This is a genomic window from Halocola ammonii, assembly GCF_049334165.1.
Lineage (GTDB): Bacteria > Bacteroidota > Bacteroidia > Flavobacteriales_D > Sanyastnellaceae > JBEGHD01.
Map to the genome: position 1 here is coordinate 49,399 of NZ_JBEGHD010000004.1, position 21,091 is coordinate 70,489.

A 21,091-nucleotide genomic window follows, 5' to 3' on the forward strand; every position below is an offset into this window, starting at 1 on the left:
CCCGTTCAGTTTTAGCTTCGTTTTCTCGAAGAGCTTTTCAATAAAATGGTTAGCGGAAGAAATTACTGTCGAACGGTAAATATTTCTTCTGACCAGAGCTCTTCACCTTCTGAGTCGAAAACTCTAATCGTTGTTTTGCGGTTTTCCTCTGTTCCTGAAAACTCGAGAATTCCGAAGTTGCGTTGCGCAACCTGAGTTCTTTCCAGACTCAGCGAATTCTTTTCGTTGTTAAAATCATAAGCTTTGGAAGTGAGTGGAGAGCAAGTGAAATCGTAGAGTGTCACATTTTCCATTTCCAATTTACTCAACTCTGTTTTGTGTCGATCTCCGGTAAGAAAAATGACATTTTGAATGTTGTTTTCATCAATCCTTTTCAAAAGCTCTTCTCGCTCTTTTGCGAAGTTCGAGTAGTTTTCGTAAACCACATGGTCGTTGAGAACCTGTCCGCCAACGGCTACAAATTTGAATGGTGCGCTGCTCGATTTCAAAGCGAGGATCAACCAGTCGATTTGCTCTTTTCCAAGCATTTGTTTTTTGCCTTCAGCCAGATCTGGATCCGTTCTCCACCAGCGGTTGTCGAGCAGAAAAAAATCCATGTCGCCAAATCGAAATTGCTGCGTGATTCCGCCATCTGGAAAAATCATGTAGTCGTCAGACCAAAAGGCATTGAACGCTTCTTTGGTGAGGTCTTTTTGCACAAAGCTTCCGTTTGAGTCATCCGGACCAAAATCGTGGTCGTCCCAAATGGCGTAGTGTGGACAAGAAGCCAAAAGCGGTTGTAACTCAGGCAGACTCCTTGTGTGGGAGTAACGATGAAAAATTCCACTTCTCGAGTACCAGTCAGGCTCCCTGAGATAAACATTGTCTCCGAGCCAGAGCATAGCATCGGGTCTCTTTTCATAAATCGATTCGAAAATCTCATAGCCACTCCCATAGAGCTTTCCTGGCCACTCGTATTTCTTTTCGTTCACATATGCGCAACTGCCAATAGCCAATGAAAAGTTGGGCGGGCCTGTACGTTGCTGCCAAAGAGGTTGAGTGGTAAAAGTCAGAGGAGATTCAGAAGCTATTGGAGAACCATTTAGATAGATCGTGTAGCTGTAAGTTGTTCCCGGTTCCAGCAAACCGATCTCGAATTTTGCAATCCCGAAGTTTTCATCTGTCGTTACAATCTCTTTGGTGCGAGTTGTAAACGAACTTTCTGCAACGGGGTTGGAGTATTCAATCATCACGGTAGAAGGCTCACGAGTTTGGAGCCAAACACCAACTTCTCGCATTTCTGTAAAAGTGAGCATAGGTCCGGCACGTAGTGCTTCGGTTTGAGCATTTGAAAAGAGCGGAACAAAGCATATGAAAAGGATGACCAGCCGAATGTACTTCATGAGTTTTATTTTTCTCAGGTCAAATAAAAAGGAATGAAACGAAATAGTTTGGTTCTGCCTATATGAAATTTTAAAATAGTTTGACTATCAGCTGTTTAAAATCTCCTCCGAATATCTGATAACTTTCTCCAGTTTCTCCCGTTAAATCGAACTTAACAGCTAACTCTAATATTTCGGATGCCCACCCAATTTAAAGATCAAACTGCTTTAGAACAAAAGGTCGCTTCACTGGAGCAGATGCTCGAGATGACCACCTCTTATATGTCTGAAGTAGAGTCTGATCTGAAGGATAAAAAGGAACGGTTAGAAACCTACAACAAGCAGTTCAATCGAAGCTTGAGTTTTGCTTCCATCATTCAAAGTTCCATTCAGCCTGCCGAAACTAAGATCAGGAATGCCTTCAAAGATGCTATCTTAATTAACAAACCTCGAGATGTAATTGGAGGAGACCTCGTGTGGTTGCGAGAAACTGAAAAGTATACTTACCTCGCCTCAATGGATTGCACTGGACATGGCGTTCCGGGAGCTTTATTGTCTATGGTAGCCAGCTTTAGTATGGATGCAGTAATAGACGGGTCCGAATATTCCGATCCTAAAGAGTTACTGACTGATTTCAACAATCAATTCTGTTCTTACTTCAAAAGGCATGAAGTGGAAAAGAAGGACTTGCATCACGGTCTGGACATTGGTGTAATCATACATGACAAAGTAAAAAAGACACTCAGCTTTAATGGGACCCGGCAGTCATTGATTTATACTGACACCGATGGAGTTCATTCGTTGCGAGGTGACTCTGCTTATATAGGAAACAAGAACCTTTCGTTGAAATCTTCAGTCAGCGTGCCGCTTGGTAAGAGTCATAGATATTTTTTATTTTCCGATGGCATTGTGGACCAATTTGGAGGTCCGCGAAATAAAAAGTTTTTGGCTCGGAGACTAAGAGAGTTGCTTTTTAAAACCCGAAAACTAAATCTGAGGGAGCAGAAAGAGGAAATTCTTCAAAGTCTGGATCAATGGATGGAAGGTGAGGAACAAACAGATGATATCCTATTAATTGGCTTCGAACTGGCTTGACCTTATGAAAACGAACGAAACAACATCAACTTTTAAAATGCATCTGGAAATGCAAAATGAATATTTTAAGTGCTTTCGCGATGACGAAAACAAATTTCTGATTTGCGAAACACGAGCAACCTACCTTCCTGTAGAGGAATTCGTAGATTTCTTTGAAAAGATGACTCCTGTAATCAAGGAGCACAAGATCAATAAATTCATTTTTGACAAGCGCTCTCTAAGAGCTTTTCATCAGCCCACTATGGAGTGGTATTTTGTAGAATGGAAACAAAAACTGATGGAATTTGGACTAACTGTTCACCGAAAAATTTTGCCTGAAGAAGGCTGGTTCAAAAAAGCTGTAGAGGCGGGTAGAGCATCAATTGAAAAGTCACACCCCAACTTTCCGTTTGACAAACTCGATATTCAATACTTCGATTCCATCGAAGACTGCATTCGCAACTAACTTAATTTGTGTCCATTTGAAGTTCGGAAAAGGCAATTGGCAGCCTGTCGTAACTAAAGAATTCTCCTTCATTTCCGGGGTAAACAATTAGTGAGTCTTCCGTCATCGCAAAAGAAAAAAGGTACCCGGATCCTTCCTTGTAAGCATTCATGTTCGGTTTGTAGTGAAAGCTCGACATCGTTTTTTCCAGGTAGGGAATGAGTTTCGATCGTTCAAAATTTGGCCACAAGGATTCTGGAGCGATGTAACCATTTCCATTTTGATGATTCATTATGATTGGCCGATAAACAATCGGTACGTTTTGATCTGTTGAAGCCTGATAAATTGTTCGGTTTTCGAGGCTCAAAAGAGAATCGTTTTGAAAAAGTATGGAGTACTCGTAGACGATGTCTGCTTCAGACTTGGTGAATTCTTTTTCTGCAACTTTCTTTTCTCTTAACTCTGCAATGTTTTTCATCCACTCGTTGAGCACCACTTTTATGCTGTCAGCTGGCCCAGATTCAATTCTCGGATAAGAGAAGTAGACTTTTGCTCCTTCGCGGCTCACAAAAGTTTCTTCCACCTTTTCAATCTCGAGCTGACTATTGTTTTGGCAAGCAAAAAAGCTCAATGAAGCCAGGATCAAAAAAAGTTGGCTAGTACGGAAATTCATACGCAGTAATATTAAAAAGTGAGTAATTGAACTGAGTCATATCTGCGAACTTATCTTCAATTAAGGTTTTCCCCAAGACTTTCTTTCCATCTTTCGCTAGGTATTGATGGTAAGGATGTACCACCCTCAATGATCGACCCATGAATTTCTTTAAGCCTAGTAGGTGAAGCCAGGCCTTCCCAGTTCTGATTTTGCCGGTGTTCACATCGATGTAGTAATTGTCATTTCGAAAAATTCGAAGATCGTCAGAAGGACCTAACCTAGGCATAAAAGGTCCTTCATTCATCGGAGCATGATGAATCAGAAACACATCTCTACTAGACTCCAATTCATATGAGGCCTTTAGTCCGTCTTCGAGTTTTAACACAATAGGTTCGTACTCGATTTGATTTATTGTGCGGTGTCTGTAGGCGTTTCCCACTTTCTGAATATCAATAGCGACTAGTTTATTGTCAGAGTGTTCCGTCTGAGGTAAAGGAACTTTTGGTGCTGATCTAATGATAAGTTCTATCTCAGCCTTATCAGATTGTACGATGATTGAATTCACGTTTTCAGAATTGCCGGCACAGGCCCTTTCGTAGTTCGGCCCGAGAGGGAAAACATTCAACTCGTATTCACTTTGGTCAAGAGTGTCTTCCCAGTAAATCTGAAAAGTATTTTGCCCGACCTTTTCCACGAGTAAATCTACAGCCAGTTTTCCTTGTTGTTGCGGCACTTTAGAGTACCCATCTTTTGTGTGAATTTGCCTTCCAAAGCGGTAGCAGCCCGAGAGCGACAGCAAGGCAGTGATAGCCAATAACCAGATTTTAAGGAAGTGCCTCATGCGTTTTTATCAATAGGATGAAATCCGCTGAAAAATTCCATAACCGTCTTCCTTTAAAAAGCTAGGCAGTCTCTTTGAAGTCGCTTTCTCTCAAAATCTCACCGAATTTCACACCGATTTCTTTTTTGATTTTCTCGTTGCTCACGATCTTAAAATCGCCTTTTTCGTTGTCCTCGAAAACTGGAAGTTCGAGGTTGAGCTTTTGAGCAACGGTTGTGTAAAACTCCTTTCTTGTAGGGTGAGCGTCAGCACAAACATTGAACACATCACCAAAGTAATCCTGATTGATGACTGCTTCAATCGCGTTTATCACATCGCTTCTGTGAACCAGATTCATTGGAGCTCCGCCATTCTTCACGGATTTTCCAGCTCTGCTTTTTCCGGGCAACCGATCTCCACCGACAAGTCCAGCCAGTCGCAAAACTGTCGTGTCAAAACCATCGCTGTCTGTAAACACATCCTCGAGATCAAGCATGACAGTTCCCGAATGAGGGCTTTCGATGTACTTCGCGTCTTTTTCAGTGACGGTAGAGTTGTGTGAAGGGTAAACGGAGGTGGCACTGGTGTAAATCACTCGCTGGCATTTCGAATGACTGATGGCATCGCGAATTTGTCGCAGTGGAAGTTCTGGGTTTTGTGGAGAAATACTCGGTGGAATATCGACCACAACCACATCTGTCTGGAGCAAGTCGCCCCAGTTACCATCAAATTTGTGCCCCAGACTTAGCACACTGCCTTTTATTCCGTGAGACCCTAAAGTTTCTAGCTTCTCCTTGTTCGTTGTAGTTCCTTTCACCTTGAAATTCTTTTTCACAAGTGCTTTTCCCAGCTCCAATCCGAGCCAGCCACAACCGATTATCGTAATTGTTTTATTCATTCTTAAGCTTTTTAAAGTAGGATCGATACTTGAATTTCCGTGGTGCGAACCCTGAGTAGAGTCCCAGGTAAACAGGGATTTTCAAAATCCAGTTTTTCACTGTGAAATTCATGTCGTCTACAATTTTTGTTTGTCTCTCGTTCACTTTTTCCACGATATGTTTGTGATGCCAGGAGGCCAATCCTAAAGGTAGCTTAACACCTAGATCTTCAAACTGATATCGATCTTTAGTTTCGTCTCTGCTTGTGATTTCAGAGATCCATTTTCCGGGGAAAGGTAAGTGAAACTTCATGATGATTTGATCACCAATGTTGTCTCCTTCGTAGGCTTCGCTCGATGCAATAAATGGAGGAGGGGCGAGGTAGTTAAAAAGGTCTTCTCCAAAGTTGTCCTTCACTTTTTCAAAAGGGCAATCTACCAGTGTTTCTAATCTAATCTTCATGGCCTTCGATCCACCCTCCGATGTGGACTCCTTTGTAATCGGGATCGTCAAAAAACTTCTTTAAAGCGTAGGCAGTTGAGCTGAAAGCAATTTCATCCCAGGGAATTTCCGCCCGGGTCATGAGCTCTACCTCAGAACTTTCAGGGCCGCAGCCAAATTTTCCGTCTTTTACTTCAGCCAAAAAATGCATGTAGACCTGACTGACGTGTACCAGGTTATAAATGGTATGCAGTTGTTTGATTTCCACTTCTGCCTCGGTTTCTTCGAGAACTTCACGTGCTGCTCCTTCCTCCACAGATTCGCCCAGCTCGAGGAATCCGGCAGGAAGATTCCAAAGGCCTTTTCGAGGTTCAATGGCTCGTTTCGCCATTAGTACTTTATCTTTCCAGGTGGCCAGGCATCCGACCACGATTTTTGGGTTCTCGTAGTGAATCGTGGAGCAGTTTTGACAAACCGCTCTTTTTCGATTGTCGTCCTCAGGTACCTCTGGGATCACTTCGGAGCTTCCACAAACAGAACAGTATTTCGGTAAAGAGATATTCATATCGATCGAAAGGTACAACACCAAAATTCCTATGCATGTTTTTGAAGAAAAGTTGTGCAGAACATCATGCTCAAAACAGGGCTTAAATATTTGTTAATTTTAATTTCGCAGTACAACTTATACTTTACTTTCACGGTCATCTGGCAAGCTATTTGGGCAACCCGGGTGATTTTCAGTGAATGAATAAAAAATGATAATATGACAATGAGATTGCAAAAATTGGTTTTCGGCTTCTTGATGGTTTGTGCAGCAAACTCAGTTTTTGCTCAGAGCAGCGATTACCAATTGAAGTTTCAGGTTGATGGAGTGTCGAAAGACACAATTTACCTCGCCAATTACCTTGGAAACAAACTCTATTACAACGATACAACCTATGCTGATGCAGAAGGTAACTTCTCTTTTGAAGGTAAGTCTTATGAAGATGGCGGGAAGTATGCCGTAGTGCTGCCAGGACCAAAATATTTTGACATCCTGGTGACCGGTAAACCACTGGAAATGCACACATCAACCACCGACATGATTGGAGATATGGAGGTAGTGCAGTCTGTAAACAACCGCATCTTTTACGAGTACATCAATTTCATCAGAGAAAAGCAACAAGAGCGCGGTCCGCTGGAGACAGTACTCAATGATTCAACGCTTACAAAATCGCAGAAAAGAAAAGCTGAAAAGGCATTTGCTGACTTAAATAATGAAGTGATTTCTTACCAAAAAGAGTTGATCGATAATCACGGTGACAAGCTCGTTGGCAAGATGCTCAACATGACTCAGGATATCCGCGTGCCTGATGATGTTCCCGAAGGAGTAGAAGATAAAAAGCAATGGCAGTACGATTACTACAAGAATCATTATTGGGACAATACTGATCTGGACGATCCGAGATTGGTTCGCGATCAGCAGTTCCATACGCTGCTCGATAAATACTTTAATAAAGTGCTTCCACAAAATCCGGATACAATTTGCCAAAGAGGTCCGGCATTGGTTGAGCGGGTACGAGGAAATGATGAGATGTTTAAATATGTAGTGCACTTCATAACTTTTAATGCCGGATCTTCAAAAATCATGTGCATGGACAAAGCTTTTGTGTGCATGGTGAATCAGTACTACAAGACAGGCGAGGCAACGTGGATGAAAGAAGACAAGCTTGCCGAAATCATTGAGTCTGCTGAAAGCAAAGAGAATACGCTTTGTGGTGAGGTGGTTCCAAACATTATTCTTCCAGATACTACCGGACAAAACTGGGTTTCGCTCTACGATCTCGATGCAGACTACACAGCCATTGTAATTTGGGAGTCGAGCTGTGGACACTGTAAAAAGGAAATGCCGAAACTGGCCGAGTTCTATGAGAAGTGGAAGGATAAGGGAGTAGAGGTTTATGCCATAGGTAACGATTTTGAGAACGAAGACTGGATGAAATTTATCCGGAAGAAGGGGCTCACAGAGTGGGTTAACGTAAGTGATAATCCAGAGATTAATGAGCGCGACAGCGCAATGGTTTTGATTCGTTCGGGGATAACGAACATAAAGAGTCTCAACTTCCGTTCAACTTTTGATGTGCAAAGCACTCCAAAGATTTACCTGATCGACAAAGACAAAAAGATTATTGCAAAACAACTCAGCACAGAGCAGCTCGATGAGATGATGACCAACATGATTGGTGACGGTCAGGCCAGAAAAGAAGAAGAGTAGAATAAAATACTTTTGAATAAATAAGCCGGATCTCGATTGAGGTCCGGCTTTTTAGTTTTAAAGAGTCGCAGAGGATTAGTCTTCCAGTTTTTCCAATTCTCTGTCGATGATTTCTTCGATGGTTTTTCGTTCAGCTTCACTGATGCGTTTGTCAGTCCTGGCTTGCTTTTTCAAGAAACGAAACATTGCATTTTTCTTGATTTCGTAAGCGATGTAAACGGTGTATTTATCTTTCTCGGCATCGTAATACTTTTCTTCACCAATTTTTCTGAGGTCCGAAATAGAAGTGTTTGTCACCTCGCGGGTGAGGCTCTGAAACTTGTCGTTGATTTCGGAGGCATTATCTACTTCGGTTTCCATAAGGTATTGATCGGCCACAGCTTTTACATTTGTGTTAACCTGTTTTGCCAGTTCGGCTTTAGCCTGCAAGTCGGCCTTGTTTTTGGCCACGTTTTCATCTCGGCTGTCACCTTTTCCCACAGCTCTGAAGAAGCGATTGTTTGATTCGTATTTACTTCCCGAAAATGGTTCTTTTACTTTCTGCCCAAATTGGCTGTTGTTCGAGCATGCAGCAAAAACAGTAGCCAGGGCGAATAATACCAAAAGGGGAATGGTTGAGGTGAATTTTTTCATGGTGCTCAATTTTTCGTTTGGGTGAAGATGCAATAAAATTTGTGCCAAAGGTAACAGAGCCGCAGAAAATCCTAACACTTAGATCTTTGAAACTGTGCCAAGAGAGAGGGTGTTTAAAACTATCTTCGAAACTAATTAACCTACTGCTACAAGGGCCGTATAGAAATCAGATCTTTGAAGAATCATCTGAAACCGCAACGTGTAATGCAAAAATATTTCATCTCCTCGCGCAGACTCTCACTTGACTTTCCCCTTCTAATTGTGAGGCTGGCACTTGGTGCCATGATGGCTTTTGGTCACGGAATGCCGAAACTCAATTCATTCGCGCAACGAAAGGATTCTTTTCCAGAAATATTTGGGATGGATAGTTCGGTAACCTTGATTCTCGCGATCTTTGCAGAAGTCTTTTGCTCATTCCTACTCGCTGTTGGATTACTGACAAGAACTGCTCTCATCTTTCTAATAGCAACGATGCTCGTAGCCGTGCTACTTGTCCATGGAGATGACCCGTTTTCAAAACAAGAAGTCGGACTTCTGTATCTCGTTCCTTACTTCTTTCTTTACCTGGTCGGACCGGGAAAATACTCCATCGACAACTTAATTTTGAAAAAGTAGGCGGAATGCGTTTACATTGTTTTTACTCACGCTTAATCAAGGAGTTAAACGCAGTGCGACAACCTTTCTGAACGGCCTTCAGACAATTTTCGTATGAACCATTTCGTTTAAATAACAGTTTAATTAATATATTTACTTCATTAATTTTTGACGAATAAATTTGATATGCTCAAGGAAACCAGGACAGATGAGAAGTATGATGAAGCTCTTAGCAAAGCTTTGGATATTGTGAAGGCTAAGGGATTTGATGACATAAAAGCCGATTGCGAAGGCTATGAAACTCCTGCTGCTTTTCAGCAACAAGAATCAGAGACTTCATACACTCCAGACATCACTGCCACAAAAAACGATCGTAAATTTTATTTTGAGATTGCTAAAAAAACAGATGAGGAAGATAAGCTCATCAGCAAATGGAAGCTTCTCAGCATGATGAGCAAAATCAAAAATGGTTCATTTCACATTTTGGTCCCTTACGGACAAATGAAATTTACCAGAGAGCTGATCACAGCTCACAACATCGATGCGAATCTTATTAAAATGAGTTAGGCGCTCATTTAATCAATAATTTCTAAAGGGCTCTTGCAGCCCTTTTTTTGTTCTATGTATCAAGAACCCAATCACACAGATCACCCACCTAAGGAGAAACCAGTAATGGTCTGGGATGGGCAATGCGGCTTTTGTGCTTACTGGATTGCGAACTGGAAGAAAAATCTTGGTGATAAGGCAGAGTTTAAAACCTTTCAGAAGTCGGCTGATGAATTCCCTGATATTCCCAGGCGCGCATTTATGTTAGCTTCACGCTGGATAGAACCGGATGGCAGCGTACACGGAGGCCCTAAGTCTGCCTTTAGAAGCTTGAAACACGCAGGCAAGCATCCGTGGTTAGATAAGTGGTACGAACAAAAGTCCTGGTTTAAAAAGCTGATGGATCGCTCCTACAGAATGGTCACCAAGAATCGACCTTTCTTTTTGAAACTAAGCAAGTTTGCTTTTGGCAGCGATCCAGAGCACCTTCAACCTTTTTGGCTGTTGTACATTTCTTTTGCTCTTGCTGTGATTGCTATAATCAGCTTGATCTAGCCTACAATTTCATCATCCGGTCTTAAGATCTCACTTACATTCTTGGAGATAGTTACAGCCAAATCATCAGTTGGAAGATCATTAGAGTCGAGTCCAAATGGATTTTCAATTTCTTCTGCAATCAGCTCCAGGCTGGCGAAGGTGTAGAAAATGAAAACGGTTATCAGGATAGTCCAATAGCCAAAGTCCGTTACGAATCCAAATGGAAGTGTGATGATGTAGACGAAGATGAATTTTTTGATGAAGATGTTATACGTATATGGAATGGGCGTTTTCAATATTCGCTCACAAGCGCCCAAAATATCGGTGAACTTACCGAGGTCATTCAGTAGTGCGAGGTGTTCCGCTTCACTTATTTCGTTTTTCTTTTGAATTCTTCTCACGCGCTTTTGCATTTCGTTTGCCAGATAATTGGGCACGTGAGTCCCCTGTCTGGGAGCGCTCATAAAACTGGGCAGATGGGAGGTGAGCGTAGAGTGACTTTCGAACCTCAGGTGATCTTTTAAAACGGAAGGGTAGGCGCCCACCATTTGACCGAGCTCTGTTTTTTCTTTTGCGTTTTCGTCTGAAATGAATCGATCAATCTTAAAAGCGATATTTCGGCTTACGTTTACTAAAGCACCCCATTGCTTGCGACCTTCCCACCAGCGATCGTAAGCAGTGTTGGTTCTAAAAACCAAAAGCAGAGAGATGACGAACCCCAGGAGGGAGTGTACAATGGTGGTTGACCGGAACTCAATTTTGAGAACTTCGAGTTCGACATAAATAACTGCGAGGGTGTAAGCGCCAATGGCGACCATTACCCAAAAGAGTGTGCGGAAAGTGTCGGCCTTGTGAAACTGAAAAATCAGTCCAAACCAGGAGCGTGGATCGTAAACTACCATAGCCAGCAAATATAAAGAAGGAGAGTTAATGAGAATCCCTGTTGGGGAGCGTCAGAATTTTCATAAAAACCAAAAGATCGATTTTCTCACTTCAAAATTTGAGGAGTAGAAAGGAGTAGCCGAAATAGTTACTCTTTTAATAAACATTGGAACCGAAAAATCCAACTGATTCAAGACAGAAAATAATCAACACCTACGTTGATAAAAATATGGCCCATTTTGAAACCATTCGTCTAAATTCTGAACCTCAGATGGGAGTTAACCTGTAGACGATATTAACAGAAATTTGTGGAATGTTTTACGTCTTCCAGCCATTTTTCGATGGTGTTTAGTCGGAACTTATGTGATAGATTTAACCCTCCCAAAACGCACTTAAAAATCGGAATATTATGAGCACAGGAACATTGGAAAACACGGTGAACACTAAGACACAGAGTGATATAACTTCTTATGAAGAAGCATTGAAAGCGAGCACGGAATACTTTAAAGGTGACGAACTCGCTGCTGGCGTGTGGCTAAACAAGTACGCACTTAAAGATTCTCACGGGAATATTTACGAGCGCACTCCAGATGACATGCACAAACGCATGGCAAAAGAAATTGCAAGAATTGAGAGTAAGTATCCTCAGCCACTTTCTGAAGAGGATATTTTTAGCCTTCTCGAAAAATTCAAATACATCATTCCACAGGGTGGCCCGATGACCGGAATTGGAAACAAATTTCAGGTGGCTTCGCTTTCGAATTGTTTCGTAATTGGGAATGACGGACAGAGTGATTCTTACGGTGGAATCATGAAGACAGATGAAGAACAGGTGCAGTTGATGAAAAGAAGAGGAGGAGTAGGTCACGATTTGTCTCATATCCGTCCTGCTGGTTCTCCTGTTATGAACTCTGCGCTCACTGCAACCGGAGTTGTTCCTTTTATGGAGCGTTTTAGCAACTCCACTCGCGAAGTAGCTCAGGATGGAAGAAGAGGTGCACTGATGCTCAGCATCTCTGTGAAACATCCGGATGCCGAACGTTTTATCGATGCTAAAATGGACGGTACTAAAGTAACCGGTGCCAATGTTTCTGTGCGAATCGATGATGAGTTTATGAGAGCCGCCATGAAAGGCGAAAAATACAAACAGCGTTTCCCGATTAATTCTGACAATCCTACTTATGAAAACGAAGTAGACGCTCGCAGACTTTGGGAGAAAATCGTTCACAACGCCTGGTCTTCTGCAGAGCCAGGAATCCTCTTCTGGGACACCATCGTTCGTGAGTCTATTCCGGATTGCTACGCTGATGAAGGTTTCACAACGATGTCGACTAACCCATGCGGTGAGATTCCACTTTGCCCTTACGACTCATGCCGTCTTCTCGCGATCAACCTTTTGAGCTATGTTGAAGATCCGTTTACTGAAAATGCAGTGTTCGACTTTGAGAAGTTCAAAGAGCACTCGCGTCTTGCGCAGCGAATTGCCGATGACATCATCGACCTCGAACTTGAGAAAATCGATGCGATCATTAATAAAATCGAAAAAGACCCAGAAACTGAAGAAATCAAAAGAACTGAGCTCGACCTCTGGAACAAGATTCGCAAAATGTGCATCAACGGTCGCAGAACCGGAATTGGTATCACTGGTGAAGGAGATATGATGGCTGCACTCGGAATTCGCTACGGGTCTGAGGAGTCTATCGAGTTTGCAGAGAAAGTTCACAAAACACTAGCTGTTTCAGTTTACCGCGGATCAGTTAACCTCGCTAAAGACAGAGGTGCATTTGGAGTATTCGATTGGAAAAAAGAAGTTGATAATCCATTCCTTCAGCGTCTGGACGATGCAGAGCCTGGTTTGCTTGACGACATGAAAAAGTACGGTCGTAGAAATATTGCCGCACTCACCATCGCGCCAACGGGAACCACCAGCTTGATGACGCAAACGACTTCGGGAATTGAGCCTGTTTTTATGGTGTCTTACAAGCGCAGAAAGAAGATCAACCCGAACGACAAAAACGTGAGAACTGACTTCGTTGACGAAGTGGGTGATCACTGGCAAGAATTTGCTGTGTTCCACCACCAGTTTGCAAAATGGCTGGAAAGCAAAGGCTACGAGCTCGATGAAGTTCGCCACTGGCCAGAAGAAAAGCTGAACGAACTCATTGAAAAATCTCCCTATCATGGAGCTACAGCTCGTGATGTTGATTGGGTAAACAAGGTTCGCCTTCAGGGAACTGTTCAAAAATGGGTAGATCACTCAATTAGTGTAACTGTGAACATCCCGGAAGATATCACCGAAGAAAAAGTAGGTGAGATCTACCAAACTGGATGGGAAAGTGGATGTAAAGGAATCACCGTGTACCGCGAAGGTTCCCGTTCTGGAGTTTTGGTTTCTGACCAAAAGAAAGACGTGGATGAAGAAGGAACTGTAGTAGAAACAAAAGCTCCTGAGCGTCCTAAGTCATTGGCTTCTGACGTGGTTCGTTTTAATAACAATTCGGAGAAGTGGATTGCCGTGGTTGGATTGCTCAATGATCGTCCTTACGAAGTATTCACGGGTAGAGCAGAAGACTCTTTCCACTTGCCGAGCTCAGTGAAAGAAGGATACGTGATCAAGAACCGCGATGAAGAAACAGGCAAGAGCCGCTACGACTTCCGCTACCAGGACAAAGACGGCTACTGTGTGACTATCGAAGGTCTTTCGCGCTCGTTCGATCCGGTTTTCTGGAACTACGCGAAACTGATCAGCGGTGTACTTCGTCACGGAATGCCATTGTTGGACGTGGTTCACATGGTCGACAACCTGCACCTGAATGACGAGTCGCTGAACACGTGGAAAAACGGTGTGATCAGAGCTTTGAAAAAATACATCCCAACGGGAACTAAAGTAGAAGGCTCAACCTGCCCACAGTGTGGTGAAGAGTCGTTGGTTTATGAAGAGGGGTGTCTGAACTGTAAGAGCTGCGGGCACAGCAAATGTTCTTAAAAGCTGGCTATGAAATCCTCTAGCTGCGTTACACTCGATCAGCTAATGCTCATTTACTAAGGTAAACTGCGCTTTGCTGATCTTCGCAAGCCTTGCTAAAAAATTTCATATCTCAGCTTCACTCGAAAAAAAGAGATGAATGAATGACAGAAAACCGGCCTTGGATTTAGTTCCAGGGCCGGTTTTTCTTTTTTACGAAGTGTCTGTCGAAACTTCAAGGCAACTTATATTTTTAAATTGACCAGGGCTAAGGGTTTCTGTCCAAAGTAGGAAAAGCCAATAAATCCTGATTCAATTCTTTTTACCTCAACTCAACCCGCTACTTTTGCAAAAAATAAAATTGTAGCACAATGAGTAAGTGGAAAAAGCTGAGTAAAGATGAGATCAACAAACGCGTTTTTGAAGCCCTTGACAAGAACGTAGACTTTTTTGACGAAAACCCACTGGGAATTCCAGGTTCGCACCTCGATAATCAGGTTTTTTATCAGGATGCACCATTCCTAAAAGACGCTCCATTCCTCTCCACACTCATTCACAACCCAAACCACATCGGCTGCCACACCCTGGGAAAATCCGAATCTTTTTTCAGCGGAACACAGGAGATTGAACGCGAGCTCATAGCCCTTTGCTCCGAAAATATTTTGAATGGCGATGAAGGACAGTTTGACGGCTACGTTGCCTCTGGAGGAACCGAAGCCAACATGCAGGCCATCTGGATTTACCGAAACTTTTTTAGAGAAGAGAAAAATGCAAAGCACGAAGAAATTTGCATTCTATGCTCGCACGATTTTCACTACTCCATGAGTAAGGCTGCCGATATTCTCGGAATTGGGATGGCAAGCGTGAAAGTGTCTGATGATGAAAGGAAACTGCTTCGCGATGATCTCGACCAGGTCATTGAAAACAAGAAGCAAGAAGGGAAAAAATATTTCATCGTGGTGGCTAACATGATGACCACAATGTTTGGATCTGTTGACAATCCGCAGATTTACATCGATGCTCTGCAAGCTACAGGTTGCGAGTTTAAACTCCACGTTGATGGAGCCTATGGAGGATTTGTTTATCCATTTACCAACCCCGACAATGAATTGGACTTTAGAAATCCACACGTGACTTCGGTGACGCTTGACGCTCACAAAATGGTTCAGGCGCCTTATGGAACAGGAATTTTCTTGATTAGAAAAGACTGGATGAAATACGCCAACACCAAAGAAGCAAGTTATGTGGCGGGTGAGGATTACACCATGATTGGGAGTCGCTCTGGAGCTAACGCCATTGCAGTCTGGATGATTCTGATGACCTACGGTCGCTATGGTTGGGAAGAGAAAATGCTGGTTTTGATGAAAAGAACTTCGTGGCTCGTTGAGCAACTGGATGAAGCTAAAATCCGCTATTACAGAAACCCGTGCTCAAATATCGTTACAATTCGCTCTGAGTTTGTGACTCCCGAGATTGCCGATGAGTTCGGTCTGGTACCGGACGATCACAACAAGCCTAATTGGTACAAGGTGGTACTGATGCCACATGTTACGATAGAGAAGTTGATTCCTTTGGTGGAAAAGCTGAAGGGATAAATTCCAAGCACCAAACTCCAAAAAACAAGCAACAAGCACCCAAATCCCAAATAACAAGCACCAAATAGCAAATTTCAAGCGCCATATTTGAAATGTTAAACTCTAAGAGCTTTTCGTGGGGGGGGGTATCTTGCTGAAGATCATTACTTTTAAGAGTTCTTAACTCACTAAACACTAACTCTATGAGCAAAAAGTATGATCTGGAAGAGCGAACCTTTCTGTTTGCCAAAGACGTGAGGTGTCTTGTTCGTTCACTGCCAGGAAACACCGTAAATTTTGAAGATGGAAAACAGTTAGTTCGGGCATCAGGAAGTGTTGGAGCTAATTACATTGAAGCGAATGAAAAGTTAGGCCAGAAAGATTTTTTGATGAGGGCGAAGATTTCCAGGAAGGAAGCAAAGGAATGCATATTCTTTTTAAGGCTACTTCTCGAAGGAAATGAAAAACACCATGTGGAAATTTCCAGATTGATGCAGGAAGCCAATGAACTGAAGAATATTCTTTCTGCAATAATTAGAAATACGGAAATGAAAGAATAGCATTCGACAAAGTGCTTCCGGCTCTGTTGATTTGGAATTTGCTATTTGAGATTTGGAATTTTATTAATCAGCTAGGCAATTCAGAAGTTCCAGTTTTATTATTTACTGGATCTCCAATCTTCCTCTAATTTTGCCCCATGGAAATAGAAATCACTGTCTTTAGTGTCCTGGATATTTTAGGAACTCTGGCTTTTGCCGTGTCGGGAGCTACTTTGGCGATCAAGAAGAAGTTCGACATCTTTGGTGTTTTTGTGCTTGCTTTTGTTACAGCGATTGGTGGTGGTACGGTGAGAGATGCGCTAATTGGCAGCACTCCAGTCGACTGGATGGACAACAGCATTTTGATCATTACCATTGTGACAGGTGCGCTTTTAAGTTTACTGTTCAACACCGCCATGAATAAAATGAATTACTTCGTTTATCTTTTTGATGCTGCAGGTTTGGGACTTTTTACGGTAGCCGGTATAGAAAAAGGCATGAGCTACGATCTGAATATTTTTATTTGTATCGCTTTGGGAACTATTTCTGCAACTTTTGGAGGTTTGATTCGAGACATCATCACCGGAGAAAAACCCATGCTCCTCACGAGGAAAGAAATTTACGCCATTGCGAGCGCAGCCGGTGGTGGTTTGTATTTTTCATTGTACTATCTGGATGTGCCAAAAGGAATCTACGTACCGCTGTCGATCATCTTTGTTTTTGTGGTTCGACACATAACACATCGCTACAAAATCACACTACCGATTGTAGATGAAAACGGTAAGTGGAACTGGTAATTTTATGTTTAAGCTATTATTGAAATGATCAGTTTTAACTTGTTGTAAACAAGACCGATAAAAATAGCTATACCAAAACTCAGTAAGGTTCCGATAAGAATGTACTCTGTTAGCTTTCTGTCCTTTGCCCGAGTGAGGTCTCCAAAGCGAAAAATGGATTTAGCCGCCAACAAAAATCCAATTCCTGCCCAGTAATTCATCGCCACGAAACCGAAGACAAAGAGTCGCTCCAACATACCGATGTATTTGCCGGCATCAGGTAGCGATTCGCCTTCCTGCTCTTCAGAGATCATCCACCGGGATGTCAGAACTCTCATTACCACTCCTGAGGCAAAAGTGACTGTGAGAAGAGCCAGGGTCAACAGCAATGTTTGTGGGTTCAAGAAGTTTTGATAGGGAATAGAAAATTGGAAATAGTAGCTGATTACGAGCAGAATCACCGCAATGTGAGCGACTTGATCTGCAAAAAACAACCAGCGTCCATTGAAACGTTGCAACTCCAGTTTGAGCCAATCGATGAGCAAGTGCGAAACTACGATCACAGCAATTCCAATTGCATACTCAAGACTGAATTTGAGCAGGACCAGCAACAGAGCAAGGTGCACCAGTCCGTGGAGCAGAAGGTAAGGAAACCTGGTTTTGCGATCTTTCTTTTTCTCAACCCACTTATCAGGCTGCAGCACGAAATCGCCTAGAACATGAGCCAGAAGTAACTTGAGAAGTAGAGCAATCATAATTTTTCAACGAGTTTTTGAAATCGGTCATTAAGTAGCATCATCTCATCGTATCCGAGTCTTTTCAGGCTTTCACTGATGGTACTCTGCGATTTTTTCATTTTTTCTGAAAGTGCAGTTTGCGTCAACTCCGGGTTTTCGAGCACTACCTGCATAACGTGGCAAGCTGCGTTTGGCCATCGGTCGATCGTTAGAAGAGCTAGCTGAAAATACAAATTGATTTCTTCATTAGTGGCTTTATTTTCAGATCGAAATGCAAGTGTCTTCTTCTTCAGTTCCTCAAAGCATTGCCCTGAATGCACAAATGCAGTTCCGTTTGATTCGGTGATGTGATTGGCCTTGTGACTTTTCTGTCCAACGCCAATGGCCATGCGAATGTCGAGATGCTTGAACTGTTTGATCACAGCTTTCAGATAGAAAGCGCACGTTAGAGCTTCAGCTGGTTCGAGCTCTAGCTGAAAACTATCGCCCCGATAGATTTCCCAGTTTTGAGGTGATGTACCGTAGCGGTTTAGTGCATCGTTAAGTGCTTCAGACCATTCATTTGGGTTGGCTTTCTGAGAGTTGATGATATCTCCTGTGATAACTGCGATCATATTTTTTTTGATTATCGTTTGAGGATACGATATCGTCAAATATCGATTAAATAAGCGATAAACGCAAGTATCGTTGTATAAGACGATAATATTGGATTTCGGCAAAAAAGCCGATACTTTACTTAACCGATGATTAGATTCACCAGATCGACCAGGACAAAGGCTACCCAGATGACCATAAAACTAATCCAACGATTGAGGTTTTCGTGATGACGAAAAAGAATGATTGCGAATAGAAAGAGAGGAACAATCATCAGAGCCAGGATCCAGGAAGTGCCAGGTGCGTGAAAGTACTGCATCACCTGATAGGCAGTAAAAAGGAAGCCGAGTGAGCTAATAAATGCTTTTTCAATTCCAGTAATGTCCTTCATAGAAATGCCATAGATTAGCGTGCAGAGTGCCATCGCCAACAGAAGCCAAAAACTGATATCGATTGCAATCACGGAAGGGACAAAGAAGGCCAGTACGGAAACCGCCAATCCAATAGTGATCACTTTGTGAAAGATGCCTCTGAAAGCAAAGCTCATCATAACACCAATCACAGACACGAGTGATAAAAACAAAAGCGATCCCATTTTTCAAATGTAGGTGAAAATGCGGGAGAGGTGAGGAAGATCATCAGAGAAGAATTCTTTTCTATCTTTCAACCAAAACCAGGAGCTATCAAAGATATTCGAAAGAGATCGGGCGATTTCATGAAGCTATTCAGGCATCAGGTGTTTTGGCCACCATTTTTGCTGCTCGTTGGCACGCTCATCTTTAGTTTGATGGACGCTGAAAATTTCCTGGAGAAGGCCAACGTGCTCAACGACTTTGTACTCGAAAAGTTTGGCTGGCTCTTTAGTGCCGGCACAGCATTGATGCTTTTGGTTTGCATCGTTGCGTATTTTCATCCGATTGGAAAGCAGAAAATTGGCGGTGCGGATGCGGAGCCATTTCTCAACCGCTGGCGATGGTTTTCGATAGTGCTTTGCACGACAGTCGCTACAGGAATTATTTTCTGGGGAACGGCTGAGCCCATCTATCACCTCACAAATCCACCTTCATTCAAGGGGCTGGAGCCTAACTCTGCTGAAGCCGCCAACAATGCGCTGTCGACAATGTACCTTCACTGGAGCTTCACTCCATACGCCATTTATTCAGTTCCGGCAGTGATGTTCGCTCTGGCTTTTTACAACAACAAGCGTTCGTTTAGCTTAAAGTCTACTCTTTACCCTTTCGTAAAAGAAGGGAAAGCCAACTGGCTGGCCACAGTCATTGACAGTATTTGTTTGTTTGCACTGGTCGCAGGAATGGCTGCCTCGCTGGGAGCCGGCATTTTGACCCTGTCTGGCGGGCTCAATAGTGTTTTCGAATTTGATGGGGGGCGGTGGCTCTTATTAATCACCCTACTGGTTGTAAGTGCGTTTGTAATCTCTGCTATCACTGGGCTCATGCGCGGAATCCGCATTCTCTCCGACATCAACATCCGTGTTTTTTTCGCCCTGGCCTTGTTTGTGTTTTTCGCGGGGCCAACCGTGGAAATTATTTCCGGGGCTGCAAGCGCACTTTGGGATTACTTTATCCATCTGCCCGAGGACAGCGTAGTTTCCATGCTGCAGCCCGATGATCCATGGCCAAAAAGCTGGACGACCTTTTACTGGGCCAACTGGCTAGCATGGGCACCGATCACTTCATTGTTTTTAGGTCGCTTGGGCTATGGCTACACCGTTCGTCAGTTTCTCACCTTTAATTGGATCCTGCCTTCGTTGTTCGGCATTTTTTGGATGTCAGTTTTCAGTGGAACAGCTCTACACCTTCAGCTCTCAGGTACAGATCTCGCTGACCTCACTGCCAGCGACAATCCCGAAGGAGTGATTTACGCCTTGTTTGAAGCGCTTCCGCTGAGCAAGATTTTGGCAGCTATTTTTCTGTTTACGGCTTTTCTGAGCTACGTTACTGCAGCAGATTCCAACACCGAAGCCATGGGAGGTATTAGTTCTACAGGGATCTCTCCAGAGTCGCCTTCTCCGCCAGTGTTGATCAAAATCGTTTGGGGACTAACCATCGGTACTGTCGCATTTTTGATGGTGAAGCTTGCAGGAATTGATGGGATTAAGATGCTTTCGAACCTCGGTGGATTGCCAGCCTTATTCCTCATTATTACAGTCACAATCGGTCTTATCTGGGTAATGATGAAGACTGGATCGAAGAGATAATTTCAATTGGAATCCGTTGTGCTAAACAGAATCACTTTTCAATTGTATTCTAGAAACAAACCCATTCAAAACAAACAAAATGAAAAGAAGAGCAAACTCTATTTGGAAAGGATCAGGACAAGAAGGATCAGGATCGCTAACTACACAAAGCAAAGCATTTGACAAACAGCCATACTCAACCAAAATGCGTTTTGAGAATGAGGATGGCAAAATGGGAACCAATCCGGAAGAGCTGATTGCAGCGGCACATGCCGGATGTTTCAACATGGCTTTGAGTTTTCAACTCGGTGGCAATGGTTACACGCCTGATGAACTGAATACCGATTCGGTAGTGACAATCGAACAGGTTGAGGGCTCGCAAGATTTTGAAATCAACCACATTCAGCTTAAGCTCAAAGGAAAAGTTCCTGGAATTTCTAAAGAGGAATTTGAGAAACTGGCAAATAACGCCAAAGAAGGTTGCCCGATTTCAAAAGCTCTGTCCAACGTGAAAATCGACCTCGACATCGAACTTCAATAAAAAAATTGCTAGTGGTTTAGGATACAGCCGCGCAAAAATAAATAGTCC

At 42.9% G+C, this 21,091-nt stretch carries 23 protein-coding genes; 12 read left to right on the forward strand and 11 right to left on the reverse strand.

The annotated features are described in order from the left end of the window. Nucleotides 1-62 precede the first annotated feature (62 nt). Entirely contained in the window at nucleotides 63-1,382 is a 1,320-nt protein-coding gene (locus ABHV44_RS05290) for an alkaline phosphatase D family protein (protein ID WP_459073619.1), read from the reverse strand. A gap of 177 nt (nucleotides 1,383-1,559) precedes the next feature. On the opposite strand from ABHV44_RS05290, the gene ABHV44_RS05295 reads away from it, so the two are divergent. Together ABHV44_RS05295 and ABHV44_RS05300 are read left to right on the forward strand one after the other, a co-directional pair. Further along, nucleotides 1,560-2,456, forward strand: a complete 897-nt coding sequence (locus ABHV44_RS05295) for a SpoIIE family protein phosphatase (RefSeq protein WP_459073620.1) — start codon at nucleotides 1,560-1,562, stop codon at nucleotides 2,454-2,456. 4 nt (nucleotides 2,457-2,460) lie between these two features. Further along, a complete protein-coding gene (locus ABHV44_RS05300; RefSeq protein ID WP_459073621.1) occupies nucleotides 2,461-2,901 on the forward strand; it encodes a hypothetical protein in 441 nt (146 codons plus the stop codon). A 1-nt stretch (nucleotide 2,902) separates the two neighbouring features. Here ABHV44_RS05300 and ABHV44_RS05305 read toward each other — a convergent pair whose 3' ends face one another. The 5 genes from ABHV44_RS05305 to ABHV44_RS05325 all read right to left on the reverse strand — a co-directional run bounded on the left by ABHV44_RS05305 (nucleotide 2,903) and on the right by ABHV44_RS05325 (nucleotide 6,239). Continuing rightward, on the reverse strand, nucleotides 2,903-3,553 hold the full coding sequence (locus ABHV44_RS05305; protein WP_459073622.1) for a hypothetical protein: 651 nt from the start codon (nucleotides 3,551-3,553) through the stop codon (nucleotides 2,903-2,905). Then, nucleotides 3,537-4,376, reverse strand: a complete 840-nt coding sequence (locus ABHV44_RS05310) for a hypothetical protein (RefSeq protein WP_459073623.1) — start codon at nucleotides 4,374-4,376, stop codon at nucleotides 3,537-3,539. The genes ABHV44_RS05305 and ABHV44_RS05310 overlap by 17 nt, the downstream gene beginning before the upstream one ends. Nucleotides 4,377-4,437: 61 nt before the next feature. Further along, complete coding sequence (locus tag ABHV44_RS05315) at nucleotides 4,438-5,253, reverse strand: SDR family oxidoreductase (protein ID WP_459073624.1); 816 nt, start codon at nucleotides 5,251-5,253, stop codon at nucleotides 4,438-4,440. Further along, nucleotides 5,246-5,695: a hypothetical protein gene (locus tag ABHV44_RS05320; protein ID WP_459073625.1), complete on the reverse strand. Its 450-nt coding sequence runs from the start codon at nucleotides 5,693-5,695 to the stop codon at nucleotides 5,246-5,248. The genes ABHV44_RS05315 and ABHV44_RS05320 overlap by 8 nt, the downstream gene beginning before the upstream one ends. Continuing rightward, nucleotides 5,685-6,239: an NUDIX hydrolase gene (locus ABHV44_RS05325; protein WP_459073626.1), complete on the reverse strand. Its 555-nt coding sequence runs from the start codon at nucleotides 6,237-6,239 to the stop codon at nucleotides 5,685-5,687. The genes ABHV44_RS05320 and ABHV44_RS05325 overlap by 11 nt, the downstream gene beginning before the upstream one ends. A gap of 204 nt (nucleotides 6,240-6,443) precedes the next feature. Between ABHV44_RS05325 and ABHV44_RS05330 the strand changes: the two genes are divergently transcribed. Further along, nucleotides 6,444-7,928: a redoxin domain-containing protein gene (locus ABHV44_RS05330; RefSeq protein WP_459073627.1), complete on the forward strand. Its 1,485-nt coding sequence runs from the start codon at nucleotides 6,444-6,446 to the stop codon at nucleotides 7,926-7,928. Between the two features lie 75 nt (nucleotides 7,929-8,003). Here the strand turns inward: ABHV44_RS05330 and ABHV44_RS05335 are convergent, their stop codons facing one another. Then, on the reverse strand, nucleotides 8,004-8,561 hold the full coding sequence (locus ABHV44_RS05335; protein ID WP_459073628.1) for a hypothetical protein: 558 nt from the start codon (nucleotides 8,559-8,561) through the stop codon (nucleotides 8,004-8,006). Between the two features lie 204 nt (nucleotides 8,562-8,765). On the opposite strand from ABHV44_RS05335, the gene ABHV44_RS05340 reads away from it, so the two are divergent. The 3 genes from ABHV44_RS05340 to ABHV44_RS05350 all read left to right on the forward strand — a co-directional run bounded on the left by ABHV44_RS05340 (nucleotide 8,766) and on the right by ABHV44_RS05350 (nucleotide 10,256). Then, the gene (locus ABHV44_RS05340; protein ID WP_459073629.1) at nucleotides 8,766-9,176 is read left to right on the forward strand and encodes a DoxX family protein; all 411 of its coding nucleotides are present in this window, start codon (nucleotides 8,766-8,768) and stop codon (nucleotides 9,174-9,176) included. 165 nt (nucleotides 9,177-9,341) lie between these two features. Continuing rightward, a complete protein-coding gene (locus ABHV44_RS05345; RefSeq protein ID WP_459073630.1) occupies nucleotides 9,342-9,722 on the forward strand; it encodes a hypothetical protein in 381 nt (126 codons plus the stop codon). A gap of 33 nt (nucleotides 9,723-9,755) precedes the next feature. Then, nucleotides 9,756-10,256 carry a thiol-disulfide oxidoreductase DCC family protein gene (locus ABHV44_RS05350; RefSeq protein WP_459073631.1) on the forward strand — a complete coding sequence of 167 codons (501 nt, stop codon included), beginning with the start codon at nucleotides 9,756-9,758 and terminating at the stop codon, nucleotides 10,254-10,256. Here ABHV44_RS05350 and ABHV44_RS05355 read toward each other — a convergent pair. Beyond that, nucleotides 10,253-11,140: a bestrophin family protein gene (locus ABHV44_RS05355; protein ID WP_459073632.1), complete on the reverse strand. Its 888-nt coding sequence runs from the start codon at nucleotides 11,138-11,140 to the stop codon at nucleotides 10,253-10,255. The two genes, ABHV44_RS05350 and ABHV44_RS05355, sit on opposite strands and share 4 nt — an antisense overlap. Before the next feature lie 389 nt (nucleotides 11,141-11,529). Between ABHV44_RS05355 and ABHV44_RS05360 the strand changes: the two genes are divergently transcribed. The 4 genes from ABHV44_RS05360 to ABHV44_RS05375 all read left to right on the forward strand — a co-directional run bounded on the left by ABHV44_RS05360 (nucleotide 11,530) and on the right by ABHV44_RS05375 (nucleotide 16,995). After that, nucleotides 11,530-14,106: an adenosylcobalamin-dependent ribonucleoside-diphosphate reductase gene (locus ABHV44_RS05360; protein WP_459073633.1), complete on the forward strand. Its 2,577-nt coding sequence runs from the start codon at nucleotides 11,530-11,532 to the stop codon at nucleotides 14,104-14,106. A gap of 350 nt (nucleotides 14,107-14,456) precedes the next feature. Then, the gene (locus ABHV44_RS05365) at nucleotides 14,457-15,680 is read left to right on the forward strand and encodes a pyridoxal phosphate-dependent decarboxylase family protein (RefSeq protein WP_459073634.1); all 1,224 of its coding nucleotides are present in this window, start codon (nucleotides 14,457-14,459) and stop codon (nucleotides 15,678-15,680) included. 182 nt (nucleotides 15,681-15,862) lie between these two features. Next, a complete protein-coding gene (locus tag ABHV44_RS05370) occupies nucleotides 15,863-16,219 on the forward strand; it encodes a four helix bundle protein (RefSeq protein WP_459073635.1) in 357 nt (118 codons plus the stop codon). A gap of 137 nt (nucleotides 16,220-16,356) precedes the next feature. Continuing rightward, a complete protein-coding gene (locus tag ABHV44_RS05375) occupies nucleotides 16,357-16,995 on the forward strand; it encodes a trimeric intracellular cation channel family protein (protein WP_459073636.1) in 639 nt (212 codons plus the stop codon). Between the two features lie 8 nt (nucleotides 16,996-17,003). Here ABHV44_RS05375 and ABHV44_RS05380 read toward each other — a convergent pair whose 3' ends face one another. The 3 genes from ABHV44_RS05380 to ABHV44_RS05390 form a co-directional block, all read right to left on the reverse strand. Continuing rightward, nucleotides 17,004-17,729 carry a DUF3307 domain-containing protein gene (locus ABHV44_RS05380; protein ID WP_459073637.1) on the reverse strand — a complete coding sequence of 242 codons (726 nt, stop codon included), beginning with the start codon at nucleotides 17,727-17,729 and terminating at the stop codon, nucleotides 17,004-17,006. Further along, nucleotides 17,726-18,325: a SatD family protein gene (locus tag ABHV44_RS05385; RefSeq protein ID WP_459073638.1), complete on the reverse strand. Its 600-nt coding sequence runs from the start codon at nucleotides 18,323-18,325 to the stop codon at nucleotides 17,726-17,728. The genes ABHV44_RS05380 and ABHV44_RS05385 overlap by 4 nt, the downstream gene beginning before the upstream one ends. A gap of 122 nt (nucleotides 18,326-18,447) precedes the next feature. Beyond that, nucleotides 18,448-18,900 (reverse strand): hypothetical protein, encoded by a 453-nt coding sequence (locus ABHV44_RS05390; RefSeq protein ID WP_459073639.1) that lies wholly within the window; start codon nucleotides 18,898-18,900, stop codon nucleotides 18,448-18,450. A gap of 30 nt (nucleotides 18,901-18,930) precedes the next feature. Between ABHV44_RS05390 and ABHV44_RS05395 the strand changes: the two genes are divergently transcribed. Next, nucleotides 18,931-20,523, forward strand: a complete 1,593-nt coding sequence (locus ABHV44_RS05395; RefSeq protein WP_459073640.1) for a BCCT family transporter — start codon at nucleotides 18,931-18,933, stop codon at nucleotides 20,521-20,523. A gap of 79 nt (nucleotides 20,524-20,602) precedes the next feature. Continuing rightward, a complete protein-coding gene (locus ABHV44_RS05400; protein WP_459073641.1) occupies nucleotides 20,603-21,043 on the forward strand; it encodes an OsmC family protein in 441 nt (146 codons plus the stop codon). Nucleotides 21,044-21,091 lie beyond the last annotated feature (48 nt).

Bases quoted from the DNA above. Each gene is read 5' to 3' on its own strand.
- ABHV44_RS05290 (WP_459073619.1), bottom strand. From the start codon at position 1,382: ATGAAGTACATTCGGCTGGTCATCCTTTTCATATGCTTTGTTCCGCTC.
- ABHV44_RS05295 (WP_459073620.1), top strand. From the start codon at position 1,560: ATGCCCACCCAATTTAAAGATCAAACTGCTTTAGAACAAAAGGTCGCT.
- ABHV44_RS05300 (WP_459073621.1), top strand. From the start codon at position 2,461: ATGAAAACGAACGAAACAACATCAACTTTTAAAATGCATCTGGAAATG.
- ABHV44_RS05305 (WP_459073622.1), bottom strand. From the start codon at position 3,553: ATGAATTTCCGTACTAGCCAACTTTTTTTGATCCTGGCTTCATTGAGC.
- ABHV44_RS05310 (WP_459073623.1), bottom strand. From the start codon at position 4,376: ATGAGGCACTTCCTTAAAATCTGGTTATTGGCTATCACTGCCTTGCTG.
- ABHV44_RS05315 (WP_459073624.1), bottom strand. From the start codon at position 5,253: ATGAATAAAACAATTACGATAATCGGTTGTGGCTGGCTCGGATTGGAG.
- ABHV44_RS05320 (WP_459073625.1), bottom strand. From the start codon at position 5,695: ATGAAGATTAGATTAGAAACACTGGTAGATTGCCCTTTTGAAAAAGTG.
- ABHV44_RS05325 (WP_459073626.1), bottom strand. From the start codon at position 6,239: ATGAATATCTCTTTACCGAAATACTGTTCTGTTTGTGGAAGCTCCGAA.
- ABHV44_RS05330 (WP_459073627.1), top strand. From the start codon at position 6,444: ATGAGATTGCAAAAATTGGTTTTCGGCTTCTTGATGGTTTGTGCAGCA.
- ABHV44_RS05335 (WP_459073628.1), bottom strand. From the start codon at position 8,561: ATGAAAAAATTCACCTCAACCATTCCCCTTTTGGTATTATTCGCCCTG.
- ABHV44_RS05340 (WP_459073629.1), top strand. From the start codon at position 8,766: ATGCAAAAATATTTCATCTCCTCGCGCAGACTCTCACTTGACTTTCCC.
- ABHV44_RS05345 (WP_459073630.1), top strand. From the start codon at position 9,342: ATGCTCAAGGAAACCAGGACAGATGAGAAGTATGATGAAGCTCTTAGC.
- ABHV44_RS05355 (WP_459073632.1), bottom strand. From the start codon at position 11,140: ATGGTAGTTTACGATCCACGCTCCTGGTTTGGACTGATTTTTCAGTTT.
- ABHV44_RS05360 (WP_459073633.1), top strand. From the start codon at position 11,530: ATGAGCACAGGAACATTGGAAAACACGGTGAACACTAAGACACAGAGT.
- ABHV44_RS05365 (WP_459073634.1), top strand. From the start codon at position 14,457: ATGAGTAAGTGGAAAAAGCTGAGTAAAGATGAGATCAACAAACGCGTT.
- ABHV44_RS05370 (WP_459073635.1), top strand. From the start codon at position 15,863: ATGAGCAAAAAGTATGATCTGGAAGAGCGAACCTTTCTGTTTGCCAAA.
- ABHV44_RS05375 (WP_459073636.1), top strand. From the start codon at position 16,357: ATGGAAATAGAAATCACTGTCTTTAGTGTCCTGGATATTTTAGGAACT.
- ABHV44_RS05380 (WP_459073637.1), bottom strand. From the start codon at position 17,729: ATGATTGCTCTACTTCTCAAGTTACTTCTGGCTCATGTTCTAGGCGAT.
- ABHV44_RS05385 (WP_459073638.1), bottom strand. From the start codon at position 18,325: ATGATCGCAGTTATCACAGGAGATATCATCAACTCTCAGAAAGCCAAC.
- ABHV44_RS05390 (WP_459073639.1), bottom strand. From the start codon at position 18,900: ATGGGATCGCTTTTGTTTTTATCACTCGTGTCTGTGATTGGTGTTATG.
- ABHV44_RS05400 (WP_459073641.1), top strand. From the start codon at position 20,603: ATGAAAAGAAGAGCAAACTCTATTTGGAAAGGATCAGGACAAGAAGGA.